General features: G+C 32.3%; 15 protein-coding genes. 6 read left to right on the top strand and 9 right to left on the bottom strand.

Features of this window, described 5'->3' with window-relative positions:
• Positions 1–34 precede the first annotated feature (34 nt).
• On the top strand, positions 35–427 hold the full coding sequence (locus ACKTSU_RS11225) for an HIT family protein (protein ID WP_408036472.1): 393 nt from the start codon (positions 35–37) through the stop codon (positions 425–427).
• Positions 428–681: 254 nt separating this feature from the next.
• Here the strand turns inward: ACKTSU_RS11225 and ACKTSU_RS11220 are convergent, their stop codons facing one another.
• Positions 682–1,830 (bottom strand): sensor histidine kinase, encoded by a 1,149-nt coding sequence (locus tag ACKTSU_RS11220; protein WP_408036471.1) that lies wholly within the window; start codon positions 1,828–1,830, stop codon positions 682–684.
• A gap of 75 nt (positions 1,831–1,905) precedes the next feature.
• On the opposite strand from ACKTSU_RS11220, the gene ACKTSU_RS11215 reads away from it, so the two are divergent.
• The gene (locus ACKTSU_RS11215; RefSeq protein WP_408036470.1) at positions 1,906–2,766 is read left to right on the top strand and encodes a flavin reductase family protein; all 861 of its coding nucleotides are present in this window, start codon (positions 1,906–1,908) and stop codon (positions 2,764–2,766) included.
• A gap of 7 nt (positions 2,767–2,773) precedes the next feature.
• Positions 2,774–3,139 (top strand): DUF3127 domain-containing protein, encoded by a 366-nt coding sequence (locus tag ACKTSU_RS11210; protein ID WP_408036469.1) that lies wholly within the window; start codon positions 2,774–2,776, stop codon positions 3,137–3,139.
• Between the two features lie 212 nt (positions 3,140–3,351).
• On the opposite strand, the gene ACKTSU_RS11205 is transcribed toward ACKTSU_RS11210, so the two are convergent.
• The 3 genes from ACKTSU_RS11205 to ACKTSU_RS11195 all read right to left on the bottom strand — a co-directional run bounded on the left by ACKTSU_RS11205 (position 3,352) and on the right by ACKTSU_RS11195 (position 5,864).
• Complete coding sequence (locus ACKTSU_RS11205; RefSeq protein ID WP_274634676.1) at positions 3,352–3,588, bottom strand: DUF1456 family protein; 237 nt, start codon at positions 3,586–3,588, stop codon at positions 3,352–3,354.
• Between the two features lie 6 nt (positions 3,589–3,594).
• A complete protein-coding gene (locus ACKTSU_RS11200) occupies positions 3,595–4,230 on the bottom strand; it encodes a YqaA family protein (protein ID WP_408036468.1) in 636 nt (211 codons plus the stop codon).
• A 77-nt stretch (positions 4,231–4,307) separates the two neighbouring features.
• Positions 4,308–5,864 carry an NAD(P)/FAD-dependent oxidoreductase gene (locus ACKTSU_RS11195; protein WP_408036467.1) on the bottom strand — a complete coding sequence of 519 codons (1,557 nt, stop codon included), beginning with the start codon at positions 5,862–5,864 and terminating at the stop codon, positions 4,308–4,310.
• Between the two features lie 66 nt (positions 5,865–5,930).
• Between ACKTSU_RS11195 and ACKTSU_RS11190 the strand changes: the two genes are divergently transcribed.
• From ACKTSU_RS11190 to ACKTSU_RS11180, 3 genes are all read left to right on the top strand, one after another.
• On the top strand, positions 5,931–7,310 hold the full coding sequence (locus tag ACKTSU_RS11190) for a short-chain fatty acid transporter (protein ID WP_408036466.1): 1,380 nt from the start codon (positions 5,931–5,933) through the stop codon (positions 7,308–7,310).
• A gap of 34 nt (positions 7,311–7,344) precedes the next feature.
• Positions 7,345–7,968 (top strand): leucyl/phenylalanyl-tRNA--protein transferase, encoded by a 624-nt coding sequence (gene aat, locus ACKTSU_RS11185; protein WP_408036465.1) that lies wholly within the window; start codon positions 7,345–7,347, stop codon positions 7,966–7,968.
• A gap of 281 nt (positions 7,969–8,249) precedes the next feature.
• Positions 8,250–9,215 carry an IS110 family RNA-guided transposase gene (locus ACKTSU_RS11180; RefSeq protein ID WP_408035591.1) on the top strand — a complete coding sequence of 322 codons (966 nt, stop codon included), beginning with the start codon at positions 8,250–8,252 and terminating at the stop codon, positions 9,213–9,215.
• Between the two features lie 53 nt (positions 9,216–9,268).
• Here the strand turns inward: ACKTSU_RS11180 and ACKTSU_RS11175 are convergent, their stop codons facing one another.
• From ACKTSU_RS11175 to ACKTSU_RS11155, 5 genes are all read right to left on the bottom strand, one after another.
• The gene (locus ACKTSU_RS11175; RefSeq protein ID WP_408036464.1) at positions 9,269–10,378 is read right to left on the bottom strand and encodes a hypothetical protein; all 1,110 of its coding nucleotides are present in this window, start codon (positions 10,376–10,378) and stop codon (positions 9,269–9,271) included.
• 162 nt (positions 10,379–10,540) lie between these two features.
• A complete protein-coding gene (locus tag ACKTSU_RS11170) occupies positions 10,541–11,344 on the bottom strand; it encodes an META domain-containing protein (protein WP_408036463.1) in 804 nt (267 codons plus the stop codon).
• Position 11,345: 1 nt separating this feature from the next.
• Positions 11,346–11,771 (bottom strand): META domain-containing protein, encoded by a 426-nt coding sequence (locus tag ACKTSU_RS11165; protein ID WP_408036462.1) that lies wholly within the window; start codon positions 11,769–11,771, stop codon positions 11,346–11,348.
• A gap of 2 nt (positions 11,772–11,773) precedes the next feature.
• Positions 11,774–12,391, bottom strand: a complete 618-nt coding sequence (locus ACKTSU_RS11160) for a Pr6Pr family membrane protein (protein ID WP_408036461.1) — start codon at positions 12,389–12,391, stop codon at positions 11,774–11,776.
• A 321-nt stretch (positions 12,392–12,712) separates the two neighbouring features.
• Positions 12,713–14,632 carry a CocE/NonD family hydrolase gene (locus ACKTSU_RS11155; protein WP_408036460.1) on the bottom strand — a complete coding sequence of 640 codons (1,920 nt, stop codon included), beginning with the start codon at positions 14,630–14,632 and terminating at the stop codon, positions 12,713–12,715.
• Positions 14,633–14,704 lie beyond the last annotated feature (72 nt).

Below are 14,704 nucleotides of genomic sequence, written 5' to 3'. Positions count from 1 at the left end.
TTTATTTTTACTAAACACAAAAAAGCAGCATAAAATGGCAAGTATTTTTACAAAAATAATCAACGGAGAAATTCCATCATATAAAATAGCAGAAGACGATAACTATTTTGCTTTTTTAGATATCAATCCTAATGCTAAAGGGCATACGTTGGTAATTCCGAAACGAGAAGAAAATAAATTATTCGATTTATCGAAAGAAGAGTATGACGGATTAATGTCTTTTTCTTACAGAGTAGCAAAAGCCATTGAAAAAACAATTTCTTGCGAACGTGTAGGAATGAGTGTAATTGGTTTAGAAGTACCACATGTGCATGTACATTTAATTCCGTTACATACGATGGAAGATATTCGATTTACAAAGAAAGAAAAATTAACAAATGAAGAGTTTGTAGCAGTTGCAGAAGGAATTGCGAAGAATTTTGAGTGATTTTAAATGAAAGAATTATTTAAAGATATGTTATTGGGTTTTATGATTGTTTTGGAAAAGTTTCCGATAATTACAGGGGTTATATTTTTTGTATTAACAATTTATCTTGTTAAATATAAATTACCGATAGCTTATAGGGGAGAAAAAGGAAATCTATATGTTTATTATCAAAGATTAGGTTTACTAATAGTATTACTGTCAACTAGTATAGTTATCTTAATTTTACAATTGTTTAGAGTTGTTAGAGAAGTTCTTTAAACCTTGTTTAATAAAATCTCAAACGTAGTTCCTTTTCCTAATTCAGATTTTAATACATGTATTTTTCCGTTGTGGTAATCCTCAATAATTCGTTTAGAGAGCGATAATCCGAGTCCCCAACCACGTTTTTTAGTGGTAAAACCAGGATTAAATATTTGTGTAAACTGTGATTTAGGAATTCCTTTTCCAGTATCAGAAACGAATACTTTAATGTTTTTAGAACTTTTACTAATGCTAACAGATAAACTTCCTTTTCCTTGCATAGCATCAATAGCATTTTTAATAAGGTTTTCAATTACCCAACCGTATAGTTCAGTGTTTAAATTGCAAAAGAGCTCGTCTTTTTCAGTAATAAAAGAAAAAGAAATTTGTTTTGAGCTTCTGTTTTCTAAGTAATCGAAAGCAGTTTTTGTAATGGTAACAATATTATGTTGCTTTAGTTCTGGTAACGAACCTATTTTAGAAAAACGGTTGGCAATGGTGTTTAAACGACGAACATCTTTTTCAATTTCATCAACATAATCACTACTTACATTTTCAGCACGTAAAATAGCAATCCACCCCAATAAAGAAGAAAGAGGAGTTCCTATTTGATGCGCTGTTTCTTTGGCCATACCTGTCCATAACTTATTTTGTTCGGCAACTTTATTCGATTTATAAACCATGTAAATAATGGTTAAGAAAAGTCCTAAAATTAGTACTAGTGCAAGCGGATAATATTTTAGTCGATATAAAAGATCGGAGTTTCTATAATAAATGTATTCTTTAACCCCCAAATACTCGATTACAATTGGCTCATTTTGATTTTTCATAATGTACAATTGTTGTTGAAGGTATTTAGGATCTTTCGACTTGATAGAATCCAGATTGTTAAATTCTTTAATATCACCATTTTCATGAACTGAAATGGTAGGAATGTTTTCTATCGTTTGATAAACTTTTGTTACTAAATTAAAACTACCATTAGAATCAGAATTAGCTGCAGCTTCTTTAATGGCAGTAGCATAAATCTCCATTTTAGAGCGCTCGTCTTTTTTAAACTTTTGAAAGAACACATAGGTATTCCACAAAATAAATAAAACGATAAGTAAAGAAATGCTAATAGCAATGCGTTTTATCCAATAAGTGTTTTTAAAAAATGCCATCAATCAAATATAAACTATTCTGTAGAATAACTAAATTTATAAATAGGTAGTATATTTACACTAAAATAATAGAGAATGTTATCAATAAATCCTAAAGATATACCAACTTCAAAACTCCACGGATATTTATTAGGAGCCGTGGCTCCGAGACCTATTGCTTTTGCAAGTACCATTGATGAAGAGGGAAATCCGAATTTATCACCATTTAGTTTTTTTAATGTGTTTGGTGCAAATCCACCAATTATGATTTTTTCTCCAGCACGAAGTGTACGAGATAATACAACCAAGCATACGTTAGATAATGCTGAAGCAACTAAAGAAGTTGTTATTAATATTGTAAATTACGATATTGTACAACAAATGTCGTTAAGTAGTACGATGTATCCAAAGGGAGTAAATGAGTTTGTAAAGGCAGGATTTACAATGTTACCTTCAGATGAAGTAAAGCCATTTAGAGTAGCTGAATCACCAGTACAATTTGAATGTAAAGTAAAAGATATAATCTATACAGGAGAAGAAGGTGGAGCAGGGAATTTAATTGTGTGTGAAGTGGTGAAACTTCACATAAATGAAGATGTCTTAGCAGAAGATGGAAGTATAGATCAGTATAAAATAGATTTAGTAGCAAGAGCTGGAGGAAGTTATTATAGTAGAGCTAGAGATGGCTTTTTTGAAATTCCGAAGCCTTTAACAACGTTAGGAATTGGAGTAGACCAAATTCCTGAAGAAATAAGAAATAGTAATGTGTTAACAGGTAATAATCTAGGAATGTTGGGTAATGTAGAACAATTACCTAGCGATGAAGATGTTAATAACTTTGCTAAAGAACATGCACAGTTTGTGGGTATTTCAACTGAAAAAAAACATACTTTTGCACAAGAGTATTTACAAAATAATGATGTAGAAAGTGCTTGGAAGGTACTTTTAATTAAATAGATAAGAAATGGAAGTAATAGGGAAAATCAAATTAATTAACGAGACACAAACATTTGGATCTAACGGATTTAGAAAGCGTGAACTAGTAGTAACTACTGATGAGCAATATCCTCAAATGATTTTAATTGAATTTGTTCAAGATAAATGTGATTTATTAAACAATTATCAAGTAGGACAAGATGTTAAAGTTTCTATTAATTTAAGAGGAAGAGAGTGGATTAACCCTCAAGGTGAAGCAAAGTACTTTAACTCTGTACAAGGTTGGAGAATTGAAAACTTAGCACAAGCTGCACCTCAAAACATTCCACCAGCAGATCAATTCGAGCCAGCTCCAGATTTATCTGCTAACGAACCAGATGATTTACCTTTCTAAGAATATTTAGAAAACTATGAATACAAAAAAGAGCGCTAAATTAGCGCTCTTTTTTTGTGTTGCGGAAAACTACATTTTTGTTTACGGATATACCTTTTATCAGGTCAAAAGACAGCTATATATTTGTAACATAATCATTCAATAAAAGGAATTGAGTGAGGAATTTAAGGGGAAAATAAAAACCTTCTGATTGAGTTCAGAAGGTTTTTTTATTATTTCTTTTCAGGCATTGGACCTCTTAGGTGGATAATAAGCCCGTTTAAAAAGTTTCGTAAAAACTGATCGCCACATTCCATATACTTTGGGTGATCTTCTTTTCTAAAAATAGCGTTGATTTCCGATTTAGAAACTTTAAAATCAACCAAAGCACAAATGTCAATAATATCAGTGTCTCTTAATTTGTGCGCTACTCGTAGCTTTTTAAAAATGTCGTTGTTGTTGAGTGCCATATTATATTAGTTTACTACAGAAAATATAGCCCAAGCATAAATGGCAAAACGTGCAAAACGAAATAAGCCAACAAAAACTACATTTTTAAATGGATATTTAATCATACCAGCAGTTAAACAGCTAATAGCAAAAGGAAGTGGTAGTAAGGCTCCCACTAAAATTAAAAAACCTCCCCACTTACTTGTGTTTTTAAGGTTTTTAGCCATTTTAACTTCTAAGTAATTCCTTACAGAATCAATTTTTAAAGAGGTTCTTCCTATAAAATAAGCGCATAAACCTCCTAAATAAGAAAGGGTTGCTAACAAAGAAATATTTACAATAGGATCTTCTGTTTTTTTAGACCAAGCGATGAAAATCTCTGGCGGAATTAATCCTAAAATCGTTTCAGATATAAAAAAAGTAATTAATACTCCTGTTCTAGAAAAGGTTTCAGTCATGGTTTGTAAACCATCATTGATGTTATAAACGTATTTATTAAATAATAATAATCCAATAACTACCCCTACAATTGGCCAAAAAGCTTTTTTTAAGCTTACCCAAATAAACATGTAAAATCCAGTGCGATTATAATAGTTGTGTAAACGTTTATAATGCGGCTTGTTTATTTTCTTTTTATTGTATCTTTTACTTTCTTTACTCATCGCTAAAAAGCCTCTAATTTTTAGGAATAGCAAAAGTACGAGGTAATTAGAAATTACGCCAACAAATATTTGTTAATTTATAGGTTTGCAATGGCAGCTTCTGCACAGCGCTCACCGTCCATAGCAGCCGAAATAATTCCTCCAGCATAACCACCTCCTTCACCACAAGGGAACAAACCTTCAATTTGTGGATGCTCTAAGTTTTCTTTTCGTGGAATATTAACAGGGGATGAGGTTCTAGATTCTACCCCAACAATGTTTGCTTCCGCAGTATAATACCCATGCATTTTTTGTCCGAAAGCCGCAAAACCTTTACGTAATCTGCTTCCAATCAATTTAGGAAGTAAGGAATGTAGGGGAGAAGAGTTTAATCCGGGTTGATACGAACAATCATTTAAAGAAGAAGACAATCTACCTTCTACAAAATCGGTTAAACGTTGTGCTGGAGCAACTTGACTTCTCCCGCCAGCATTGAAAGCCATTTTTTCTAAATCTTTTTGATATTGTAAGCCTTTTAAAACTCCGTATTTTTCATACTTCGGTAAGTCTTTGTCAACATTAATTTCAACAACAATTCCTGAATTAGCAAACTTGTTATTTCGACGCGAAGGCGACATTCCGTTTACCACCACTTCACCATTAGCTGTTGCTGCAGGAACAATGAATCCACCAGGACACATACAGAAAGAATACACTCCACGGTTCCCCACTTGGTGTACTAAACTATACGCAGCAGCAGGCAATAACTCATCACGTTGACCAGTACAACTGTACTGAATTTGATCAATAATTTCTTGAGGATGCTCTACACGAACTCCCATAGCAAACGATTTCGCTTTTAGCAAAATGTCTTTTTTATGGAGAAGTTCATAAATATCTCTTGCCGAATGCCCAGTAGCTAAAATCACAGCATTTACAGCCATTTCAGTTCCGTTTTGTAACTGTATAGCTTGTAGCTTATTGTTTTTAACGATAAAATCGGTAACACGAGTTTCAAAATGAATTTCTCCACCGTGTTTTAAAATCGTTTCACGAATGTTTTGAATGATTTTCGGAAGTTTATTCGTTCCAATATGTGGATGCGCATCTACCAAAATTTGATCGGTAGCACCGTGATATACTAAATTTTCAAATATTTTACGAACATCACCGCGCTTTAAACTACGGGTGTATAACTTTCCGTCAGAATAGGTTCCAGCACCACCTTCACCAAAACAATAGTTAGAATCTGGGTTTACCTCATGAAATTGGTTAATAGCACGCAAATCTCTACGACGATCTTGTACATTTTTACCACGCTCTAGCACAATAGGTTTGTAACCTAGTTCAATACAACGAAGGGCCGCATACATACCTGCAGGACCAAATCCTACAATATGAATTTCTTTTGCATTCGATACATCTTGGTACTCAAAAATATAATCAGGAGTATCGGGTTGAGGTTCGTTTACATAAACCGCTACTTTGTAGTTAAAAACAACCTCTTTTTTACGCGCATCAATCGATTTACGTAACACTTTTACACTAGTAATATCAGCAATACTAATACCCAATTTTTTAGCAGCTTTTAACTGTAATATATTGTCTTTACGTTCTTCTACTAGATTAACACGTAATTGAAGTTCTTTTACCATATTGCAAAACTAGGTAAAAAACTATTTATTCTATTTGATTATTTTTAGCAAATCAAACTTTAAACAATGAAGATTACGCAGGTTATAGAAAATATTTTCAAAAAATATTTGCCCTCACCTTTTACCATCGCTATTTTATTAACGTTCGTAACACTTTTGTTAGCGCTGTTTTTTACCAAACCAGAAGAAACTTCAGCAATTAATTATTCTTTAGAGGTGTTACAATTTTGGGAAAACGGAATTTGGTCTAACGGATTGCTCGTTTTTGCTTATCAAATGATGTTGATTTTGGTTTTAGGGCATGTGTTGGTGTTGAGTAAACCTGTAAGTAATTTAATTTTAAAAGTAACAAAGTTCTGTACCAATACGGCAAATAGTGCTGCTATTGTAAGTTGTACAACTATGTTGGTAGCTTTCTTTAATTGGGGATTAGGACTCATTTTTGGTGCGTTGTTAGCACGTAAAGTAGCAGAACATGCGCAAAAAAATAACATCAAATTGAATTACCCGATTATAGGAGCCGCAGGTTATATGGGGTTGATGGTTTGGCATGGAGGAATTTCAGGATCGGCACCGATAAAAATTAACGAGAGTGGACATATAAAAAGTATTATGCAATCGGTTTCTTCGGAAGAAGTTTTAGCTCAAATACCTAATGTGATTGATTATTCTCAAACCATTTTTAGTTGGTGGAATTTGCTGATTTTTTTCGTGGTAGTAGCGGCGGTATCGGCAACCTTTTATTTTTTAGGGAAAAAAGCCAATCCTACAGCGATTAATCTACCAGAATATCAAATGCATACTGATGAAAAGGTTAGCACACAAGCAGAAAGATTGGATAGTTCTAAATGGTTGGCAATTGTTTTTGGTGTGTTGATTTTAGTAGCGTTTAGCTACCGTTATTGGGCAGATATTCAGCAGTTAAAAATTACACCTAATTTAATTAACTTTTTTATGTTAGGCTTGGGGATTATCCTTCATGGAAGTTTTAGAAAGTTTACTTCTGCTGTTGGAGAATCAATTAGTGATGTTTCTGGAATTTTAATTCAGTTTCCGTTGTATTTTGGTATTATGGGCGTGATGAAAAGTACAGGAATGGTAACCTTAATTTCTGACTTTTTCGTGTCGATTTCAACCGCAACCACCTTGCCTATTTTTACTTTTTTTAGTGCTGGTTTGGTGAATATTTTTGTGCCGAGTGGGGGAGGGCAATGGGTAGTACAAGGTCCTATTGTGGTAGAAAGTGCCTTAAAATTAGGTGTTCCGTTACCTAAAGCAATTATGGCATTGGCTTATGGAGATCAAATAACCAATATGTTACAGCCTTTTTGGGCATTACCTTTATTAGGAATCACCAAATTAAAAGCAAAAGAAATTTTACCGTATACGCTTATTGCAATGGTAGTAGGAAGTGCCATATATTTGTTGGGGTTATTACTGTTCTAATAATCCAATAATCTAAGAATCTAATTATCTAAAAATGATTTGGCTTTCTGAAAAAATAGAATTTCCACCGTATGAATTGGCCACAGAAGATGGTTTACTGGCTTTGGGCGGTGATTTATCGGTTGAGCGATTGGTGTATGCTTACCAGCATGGAATTTTCCCGTGGTTTAATGAAGGTGAACCAATTGTTTGGTATTCTCCTTGGGAACGTATGGTGTTATTTCCTGAAGAGGTAAAGATTTCCAAATCGATGAAGCAAGTGTTGAAAAAAGGTGGTTTTACTATAACAGAAAACAAAGCCTTTGACGATGTTATTTTTAACTGCCGACATATTGATCGTTTCGATCAATTAGGAACTTGGATTACCGATGACATGGAAGATGCTTACATCAATTTGCACGACAAAGGCTATGCAAAATCTATCGAAGTATGGATGGATGACAAATTAGTTGCTGGTTTGTACGGAGTAGATTTAGGAAACGGTGTGTTTTGTGGCGAAAGTATGTTTAGCAAAGCAAGCAATATGAGCAAAGTAGCGTTTATTCATTTAGCACAAAAAGGAGGCTATAAACTCATCGATTGTCAAGTATATAACGATCATTTAGCAAGTTTAGGCGCGAGAGAAATTCCTAGAGAGGAGTTTTTGAAGTGGTTGTAACGTTGAGTATATGCAAAGCAGGCTACAACCGTTGAATTTACTACTATTTCGCCTATTTTGTATATACATCTTAAGTTAGCAATTGTTTAAATTTAGTAATAAAAACCAGAAAGAAAAAAGCGTAGAGTAAGGTTATGATATACGTTGAAACCTAGATTTCGTCAACATTGATAATCCCTACGCTTTACTACTTTAAATTCGTTCAGTTCTGTGAGACCAAGATCTCGATTTCAAGTTGTTGAATTGATAGTAGTTATTTTTCTTTCCAATCCTTTTTTCTTATGAGTAAAAATAAACAATTTTTAGGAATCGATGTAAGTAAAGATGTTTTAGATGTGTATGATTATCAAGGTAATTGGTATCAGTTTAAAAATGATGCATCAGGCTTTAAAGAGCTGTTGTTAATCACAAGTGATTTAACTCATTGTATAATGGAAGCCACAGGGTATTATCATGTACGATTAGCTTATTTTTTAACAGAAAAAGGAGTTTTGGTATCAGTAGAAAATCCGTTGAAAATAAAACGTTTTATTCAAATGAATTTATCAAAAGTAAAGACGGATAAGAGTGATGCAAAGCAGCTATATAATTATGGTGTAAGTCAAGCCCCTTCTATATGGAAAGGAGAGAGCAAGGAACAACAAGAATGTTTACAAATAGTACGTTTGTTGAGTGTTTATACGAAACAATCTACTCAATTAAAGAATAAGCTTCATGGCGAATCAGTATTAGGAACTCCATCGAAATTGGTAGTTGGTTCCTTAAAAAGACAGCTAAAAAATATACAAAAAGAGATGGTTAAATTAGAAGATTTGTTGCTAGAAAATGTAAAAAAGAGCTATCAAGAAGAAGTGACTTTATTAAAGTCTATTCCAGGAATAGGGGGTAAAACAGCATTAATGTTATTAGTTTTTACCGATGGATTTAAGCGTTTTACTTCAGCAAAAGAGTTGTGTAGTTACGCAGGTATAACTCCTACTATTAGAGAGTCAGGCAGTAGTAAAAAAGGAAGACCTCGAATAAGTAAAATGGGTAATCCAAAGCTTAGAAATTTATTGTTTATGTGTAGTTTTAATGCTTGCAAATACAACAAAACATGTAGAGAACTTTATGACCGAATTGTAGCTAAGGGTAAGAGTAAAAAACTTGCTTTAATAGCGGTGTGTAATAAGCTACTAAAACAAGCTTTTGCAATAATAAAAAGTGGTTTGCCTTATGATGCAAATTATAAAAGTACTTTGGTTTAAAAAAGTATAAAATTTACTTGTTTTTTACCTCAGTTCTTTGTTACAGCCAGTTTTTAATTAAATATTTCTTTTTCAATCCGCTTAATTGTCTCATGTTTCTTTTTGGCAATGTCAAATAAGTAACTGTAATCCAATCTTCCTACATAGTCTGGTTCTCTTAATTCAGGATAGCAAGATTTCCAAAATAAAAGTCCGACTTCCATTGAAATCTTTGAAAAATCATTTGCTTTTTTTATCCAGTCTTGAGGTTTTAACCAAATCCTTGCTTTTTTAGGAGAATAGTGAACTGAAGAGTTTCTTAAATCCTCATAATTTTCAAAAAACGATTTAAAAGGTTCCTTAATCTGCTTCTCATCAGTTGTATTGATGATAGCTTTTTTGTCCTTTCTGATTATTTTTTGAAAGTTCTCAATCTTAGATTTTAGCGATAAATACCCATTATTTTTCACTCCATTTAAAATTGCTTGTTGTTTCTCATCTAAATTTTCGAGGTTTCTTAAACAAAAATCATGTCCGATACTATTTACAAAACATTCAATAAAAGAATAAAAAGATACAATCGAAAGTCGGCTATTTACAGCTACTTCAAGATTTAGTTCTGTCAATTCACTTCTTTTCTCATTATTAAACTTTTTCCCCTTTGATTCTTCTTGTTTTAAAATCTCACCGTACTTTAAAAGTAAATCAAAGAAATATTGAGCTTTAACTAAAAGATTGAAAGAGTCTTTTAACATGAAATCTTCTTCAATACTTCCTAATCCTTTATGCCCAAATATGCCTATTTTATAATGAAAAGGAACATAGTTATAATTATAGAATTGTGAAAAATCCATAAATTTCTCAAACCAACCGTAATCAATTCCAGAGTTTAAAAAATTATACTCATCATCCTTATTCTTAAATAGGTCATTCCATGCTGTAGCAATTTCTGATATAGAGCATTTCAAAGGAAATTTATCAATGAATTGGTCAGTCATTTTTGTTAGAGTAGACCTTATTTCTGGCAATCGTTCCTTTATTAATTCGGAATCACCATTTTTGAGAAAATCATGAACTGCTGTAACAATATCCTTGATTTGTTTAAGGTCAGTATTTGGAACAAAATTGCCGACCATATGCAAGTAAACAGCATAATCAAAGGTTTCGTTAATCTTTTTTTCCATATTACTCATTTATGCAATGTCTCTCTTTAAATTGGCTGTAACTTGTTTATATAAGTATTTTTAGTGTTTTTATACTAACGATATGGAGGTATAATAGTACTTTTTTATCCAAATATAGAAAATAAAAAACTCCCAATATTTTATTGAGAGTTTTTGTACTTATTAATCCACCTTTTTAAATACTAATAAGGTTTTATCAGGGTTTAAAAGTGTTAATCGGTTATTAGCAATTGTGTAAGAAATAGTACTTGCTAAAGCTTTGGTAAACTCTTGTTCTTTATCGCTACCCTTAGCACATAACATTTCTGTTGAAGCAATATTGGTAAATCGAATTTTAGTTCTTTCAGAAAATAGCTTACCCGTAATTCTGTTGCATCCAGAAGTTCCCATAAACCTATTTTCAGCAGCATTTATTTCTATATAGGGCAATTCTTTACCAAAATCGTCTTTGTTAACTTTTACACCGTTCATTTCTTCTAAAGCCCAAATATCGTGTAGGCGGTAATTGGTAATGTATTGTCCGCATCCTTCTAAGGTTGTAAACTCCGTTTCTTTTCCTTTTTTGAGCTTTAAAGTTACCGAATAAGGAAATGATTTACCCGACATTGCATTGATACATTCCATTTGAATGATTTCTATTTTAAGAGCAGCCAATTCGGTATGTAAAGTATACATTTTTACATTGTTGTCTTGTGCGTAAATGGGTTCTGTATGCGGAGTAAAAATTGAGTCGGTTGGTGTTTTGAAGGTAATCATTTTGTCAGAAATTGTCACACTCCAAAAAGGTTCAACACCCTGCCCCTTAAAATAAGCGTCAGTTATAAGCTGTTTGTTAATTGAGGCTTCTACTTGGGTAATAGAATCGGTAGCAACTGAGTTTTCTGGTGTTTTATCCTTTTCTTTTTTATTAGAACAAGACACTACTGTTAAACATATACTAAGTAGTATTGGAAGATAGTTTTTCATATTATTCTGTTTTTTTAAATCGCATTATTGGTACTTCGTTAATTTGTAAGTTTAGTTTACCTTTTTCATCAATGCTAAACTTGTTAACTTTTTCAATAGTGTTTAAAAACACCTGTTCACCTTGTCCGCAATACATCATGGTTGATGGCCCCGGATCACTAAATGAAATAGATTCGTGATCTAATGTATACGAAGCAGAATATCCATTACAACTATTATTTCCTTCAATTTTTTGGGTTTCTTTGTTAAAGGAGATAGTAGGTTTTTTGTCAGGGTACAAGCCTTGAAAAGCAATTCGAGGTCCTGAAATATATTCTAACTCCCAAGTAGTTTCGTAAAGTTTATTATTGTTCGCATTTTTTAACGAAGCACAAGAAAAAGAAATTAAAGTGAATACAAAAAGTGTTATGAAAATGTTTTTTTTCATTATTAGTGGTTTATAGTTTTATTGATTTTTAGTTTTTTTCCGATTAAAATTAAAAAACTCATAAGAATGAGTGAAACGATTAGTATTACTGAAATATTAATTATTGATTGTTGTAATCCAATTTTTGTAACATTTAGAAAAGGATAAGGGTAAAAACCAGATAGGTTACCTCTTATCATTACGTATATGATATAGAAAATAGGATAGGTTAACCAAGGTAAAATATATTTGAGTTTAAAATTATTTGATTTTGCATATAATAACCAATATATAAACATGTAAATTGGAATAATAGTATGTAATAATTCATCAACAACGAATTGTAACCCTGTAGGATTCCATGTTGCTCGAAGTACAAATTGATATACGAGTCCAACAATTAAAATAAAGGTAGTAATAGCTGTTAAAGCGCCATTTTTATTAAGAACATTCATTTTTCTTGTAATCTTATTAGTAAAGAATAAAGCGACTAATGTGTTGGTTAGGATAGTGAAAAAGCTGAAAAAACGAATAATTGCTTCTTGGAAATCAGTTTGTCTGTTTATGATCATTAAAACAAACTGAGTAATAATGGCAAACCAAGTAATACAAAACCCAATAATTTCAGCTTTCTTTTTCATTTAAGACTTTTGTTTATCAGTGTCTTAAATATACTGTTTTATTTTAAAGTGATGAATTTCAATACTTAATAAGTAGAAAAATCCATTTGATAATTTATGTTGTTGTCTTGTGAATTTTTGAAGACAAAAATCCAGCTATGTTTAGAAGTAGTATATACCTTTTTATCATTTTTTAGTAACATGGTTTAAAGTATAGATGTACATATTGGAAAAAGGTTGCGTAAAAAAATGAAAGAAATAAAATAGTTGTTGATTCTAAAATCAAAAAACTCACAATACAAAAGTTGCATTGTGAGTTTTTATAAGGGAAAAAAGACCCTTTTATTTTAACACAGTAAATTCTATACTAGAATCAGTAAATACCGAATGTGTTTGTGTTTTAAAGTCTTTTTCGTCTGCTTTGTAAATATTGTCTACATAGGTTTGCGGATTCAAATCGATTAAAGGAAACCAGGTACTTTGCACTTGTATTTGCACTTTGTGTCCTTTTTTAAACGTATGGAAAACATCTTGTAGTTTAATATTTACAGCTGTTTTTTGATTAGGAGTAAATGGTTCAGGATTAGAAAAACTATTTCTAAAGCGACCACGCATCACTTCACTACGTACCATTAAATGGTAGTTGCTTAGTTTTAAGTGTGTTTGCATTTCTTTGTTGTCATTTTTCAAATCGTGTGGATGCACATCAATAACCTTTACAATCCAATCGGCAGCTGAACCCGTAGTTGCTACTTGTAGTTTGGCTAAAATATCACCAGCAAGCGTAAAATCTTCGGTTAATACATCCGTTTCAAAAACCAATACATCAGGTCTGCGAGCAGCAAAACGTTGGTCGTCTGTCATATATTTACGAGGAGTAAATACTGTTTTAATATCTTCAGAATACGGAACAGGACGTTTAATATCACTGATAAAACTAATTTTATTGTTTCCTTTTTGCTCTGTTGTTAATTCTTGGTCATTAGATAAGAAAAAGGTTTGTTTTTGGGCATTTTCAGGAGGCCATACATCGTATGATTTCCAAGCTTTTTTACCTGTGTCAAATACATAAGCTTCTGGTAAACCAGAATTTTTAGTGCCATCTCCTTTTAAGAAGTGATTAAAGAATTTTGTTTCTACTTCTTTTTGAAATTTTAAAGAGATAGAGTCTCCGAAGTAGTAGTTACCAACTTTGTTTGCTACTTTATTTCTTGACCATCCGCCGTGATCCCAAGGCCCAAAAACAACAGTATTGTAGTTATTTGGTTGATTTTTTTCAATGTTTTTATAGGTTTCTAAAGGTCCATATAGGTCTTCAGCATCAAACCAACCACCTACAATCATAGTTGCTACGGTAGAAGGGACTTTATCTAAATGTTGAATGATTCCTTTACTTTGCCATACAGAATCGTAGTTAGGGTGTTCTACTATTTCCTTCCAAAAGAAATCGTCAATACGTTCTTTGTTTTCAGCAACTTTTGTGTCTAACTTATCGTATTGAAAATATTCGTTTAAGTTTTTTAAAGGTCCTTTATCTAAGAAAAACTGATATTGATCTTGAGTTTTCATATCAGGGAATGAGTACCATGCAGAATCGGTAGGTTGATCTTTATAGGTTCCGAAGAGAGAAACAGCTCTAAAATAACTTAATAAAAAAGCTCCGTTATGGTGAAAATCATCAAAAAAGAAATCACCAATACAGGCTTGCGGAGAAGCAGCTTTTAAAGCAGGGTGTGCATCAATTGCAGAAACAGTAGCGTAATGTCCTGGGTATGAAATTCCCCAAGTACCTACATTTCCGTTGTTGTTAGGCACGTTATTTACTAACCAATCAATAGTATCATAAGTATCACTAGTTTCATCGGTTTGTTTTTCTGTTTTATTAGGAATGTAAGCACGCATGTTGTCATACACGCCTTCACTCATCCAACGTCCGCGAACATCTTGGTAAACAATAATGTTTCCTTCTTTCATTAAAACTGGGTTTGGGCCAATTTTTTTTCTGAACTTATCTTCTCCATAAGGTTGACAACTATACGGAGTACGTTGTAATAAAATAGGGTAGGTTTTACTGGTGTCTTTTGGTGAATAGATGGTGGCATGTAGCTTCACGCCATCTCTCATTGTAATTTTTACTTCTTTTTTATTGTAATTATCTTTAACGTAGGTGTCTTCGGCTGTTTCTGTTTTGTTAGCTGTTGTTTTTTTACAACTAGCAAAGGAAACAGCAACAATAAATAATAGGGCTAAAGCTTTTTTCATTATAGCTGGTAGTTAATTATATAGCGAATAAAAGTATAAAAAATAACAGCAACCTAGTATGTAGATTGCTGT

The sequence above is a fragment of the Tenacibaculum aestuarii genome (assembly GCF_964510395.1).
In the GTDB taxonomy this organism is placed as follows: Bacteria; Bacteroidota; Bacteroidia; order Flavobacteriales; family Flavobacteriaceae; genus Polaribacter; species Polaribacter aestuarii.
Note: the sequence above shows the minus strand (reverse complement) of the source record. Positions and strands in the feature narration are given on the sequence as shown.

Coding starts and splice junctions, on each gene's coding strand:
- ACKTSU_RS11225 (WP_408036472.1), top strand. CDS start 35: ATGGCAAGTATTTTTACAAAAATAATCAACGGAGAAATTCCATCATAT.
- ACKTSU_RS11220 (WP_408036471.1), bottom strand. CDS start 1,830: ATGGCATTTTTTAAAAACACTTATTGGATAAAACGCATTGCTATTAGC.
- ACKTSU_RS11215 (WP_408036470.1), top strand. CDS start 1,906: ATGTTATCAATAAATCCTAAAGATATACCAACTTCAAAACTCCACGGA.
- ACKTSU_RS11210 (WP_408036469.1), top strand. CDS start 2,774: ATGGAAGTAATAGGGAAAATCAAATTAATTAACGAGACACAAACATTT.
- ACKTSU_RS11205 (WP_274634676.1), bottom strand. CDS start 3,588: ATGGCACTCAACAACAACGACATTTTTAAAAAGCTACGAGTAGCGCAC.
- ACKTSU_RS11200 (WP_408036468.1), bottom strand. CDS start 4,230: ATGAGTAAAGAAAGTAAAAGATACAATAAAAAGAAAATAAACAAGCCG.
- ACKTSU_RS11195 (WP_408036467.1), bottom strand. CDS start 5,864: ATGGTAAAAGAACTTCAATTACGTGTTAATCTAGTAGAAGAACGTAAA.
- ACKTSU_RS11190 (WP_408036466.1), top strand. CDS start 5,931: ATGAAGATTACGCAGGTTATAGAAAATATTTTCAAAAAATATTTGCCC.
- aat (WP_408036465.1), top strand. CDS start 7,345: ATGATTTGGCTTTCTGAAAAAATAGAATTTCCACCGTATGAATTGGCC.
- ACKTSU_RS11180 (WP_408035591.1), top strand. CDS start 8,250: ATGAGTAAAAATAAACAATTTTTAGGAATCGATGTAAGTAAAGATGTT.
- ACKTSU_RS11175 (WP_408036464.1), bottom strand. CDS start 10,378: ATGGAAAAAAAGATTAACGAAACCTTTGATTATGCTGTTTACTTGCAT.
- ACKTSU_RS11170 (WP_408036463.1), bottom strand. CDS start 11,344: ATGAAAAACTATCTTCCAATACTACTTAGTATATGTTTAACAGTAGTG.
- ACKTSU_RS11165 (WP_408036462.1), bottom strand. CDS start 11,771: ATGAAAAAAAACATTTTCATAACACTTTTTGTATTCACTTTAATTTCT.
- ACKTSU_RS11160 (WP_408036461.1), bottom strand. CDS start 12,391: ATGAAAAAGAAAGCTGAAATTATTGGGTTTTGTATTACTTGGTTTGCC.
- ACKTSU_RS11155 (WP_408036460.1), bottom strand. CDS start 14,632: ATGAAAAAAGCTTTAGCCCTATTATTTATTGTTGCTGTTTCCTTTGCT.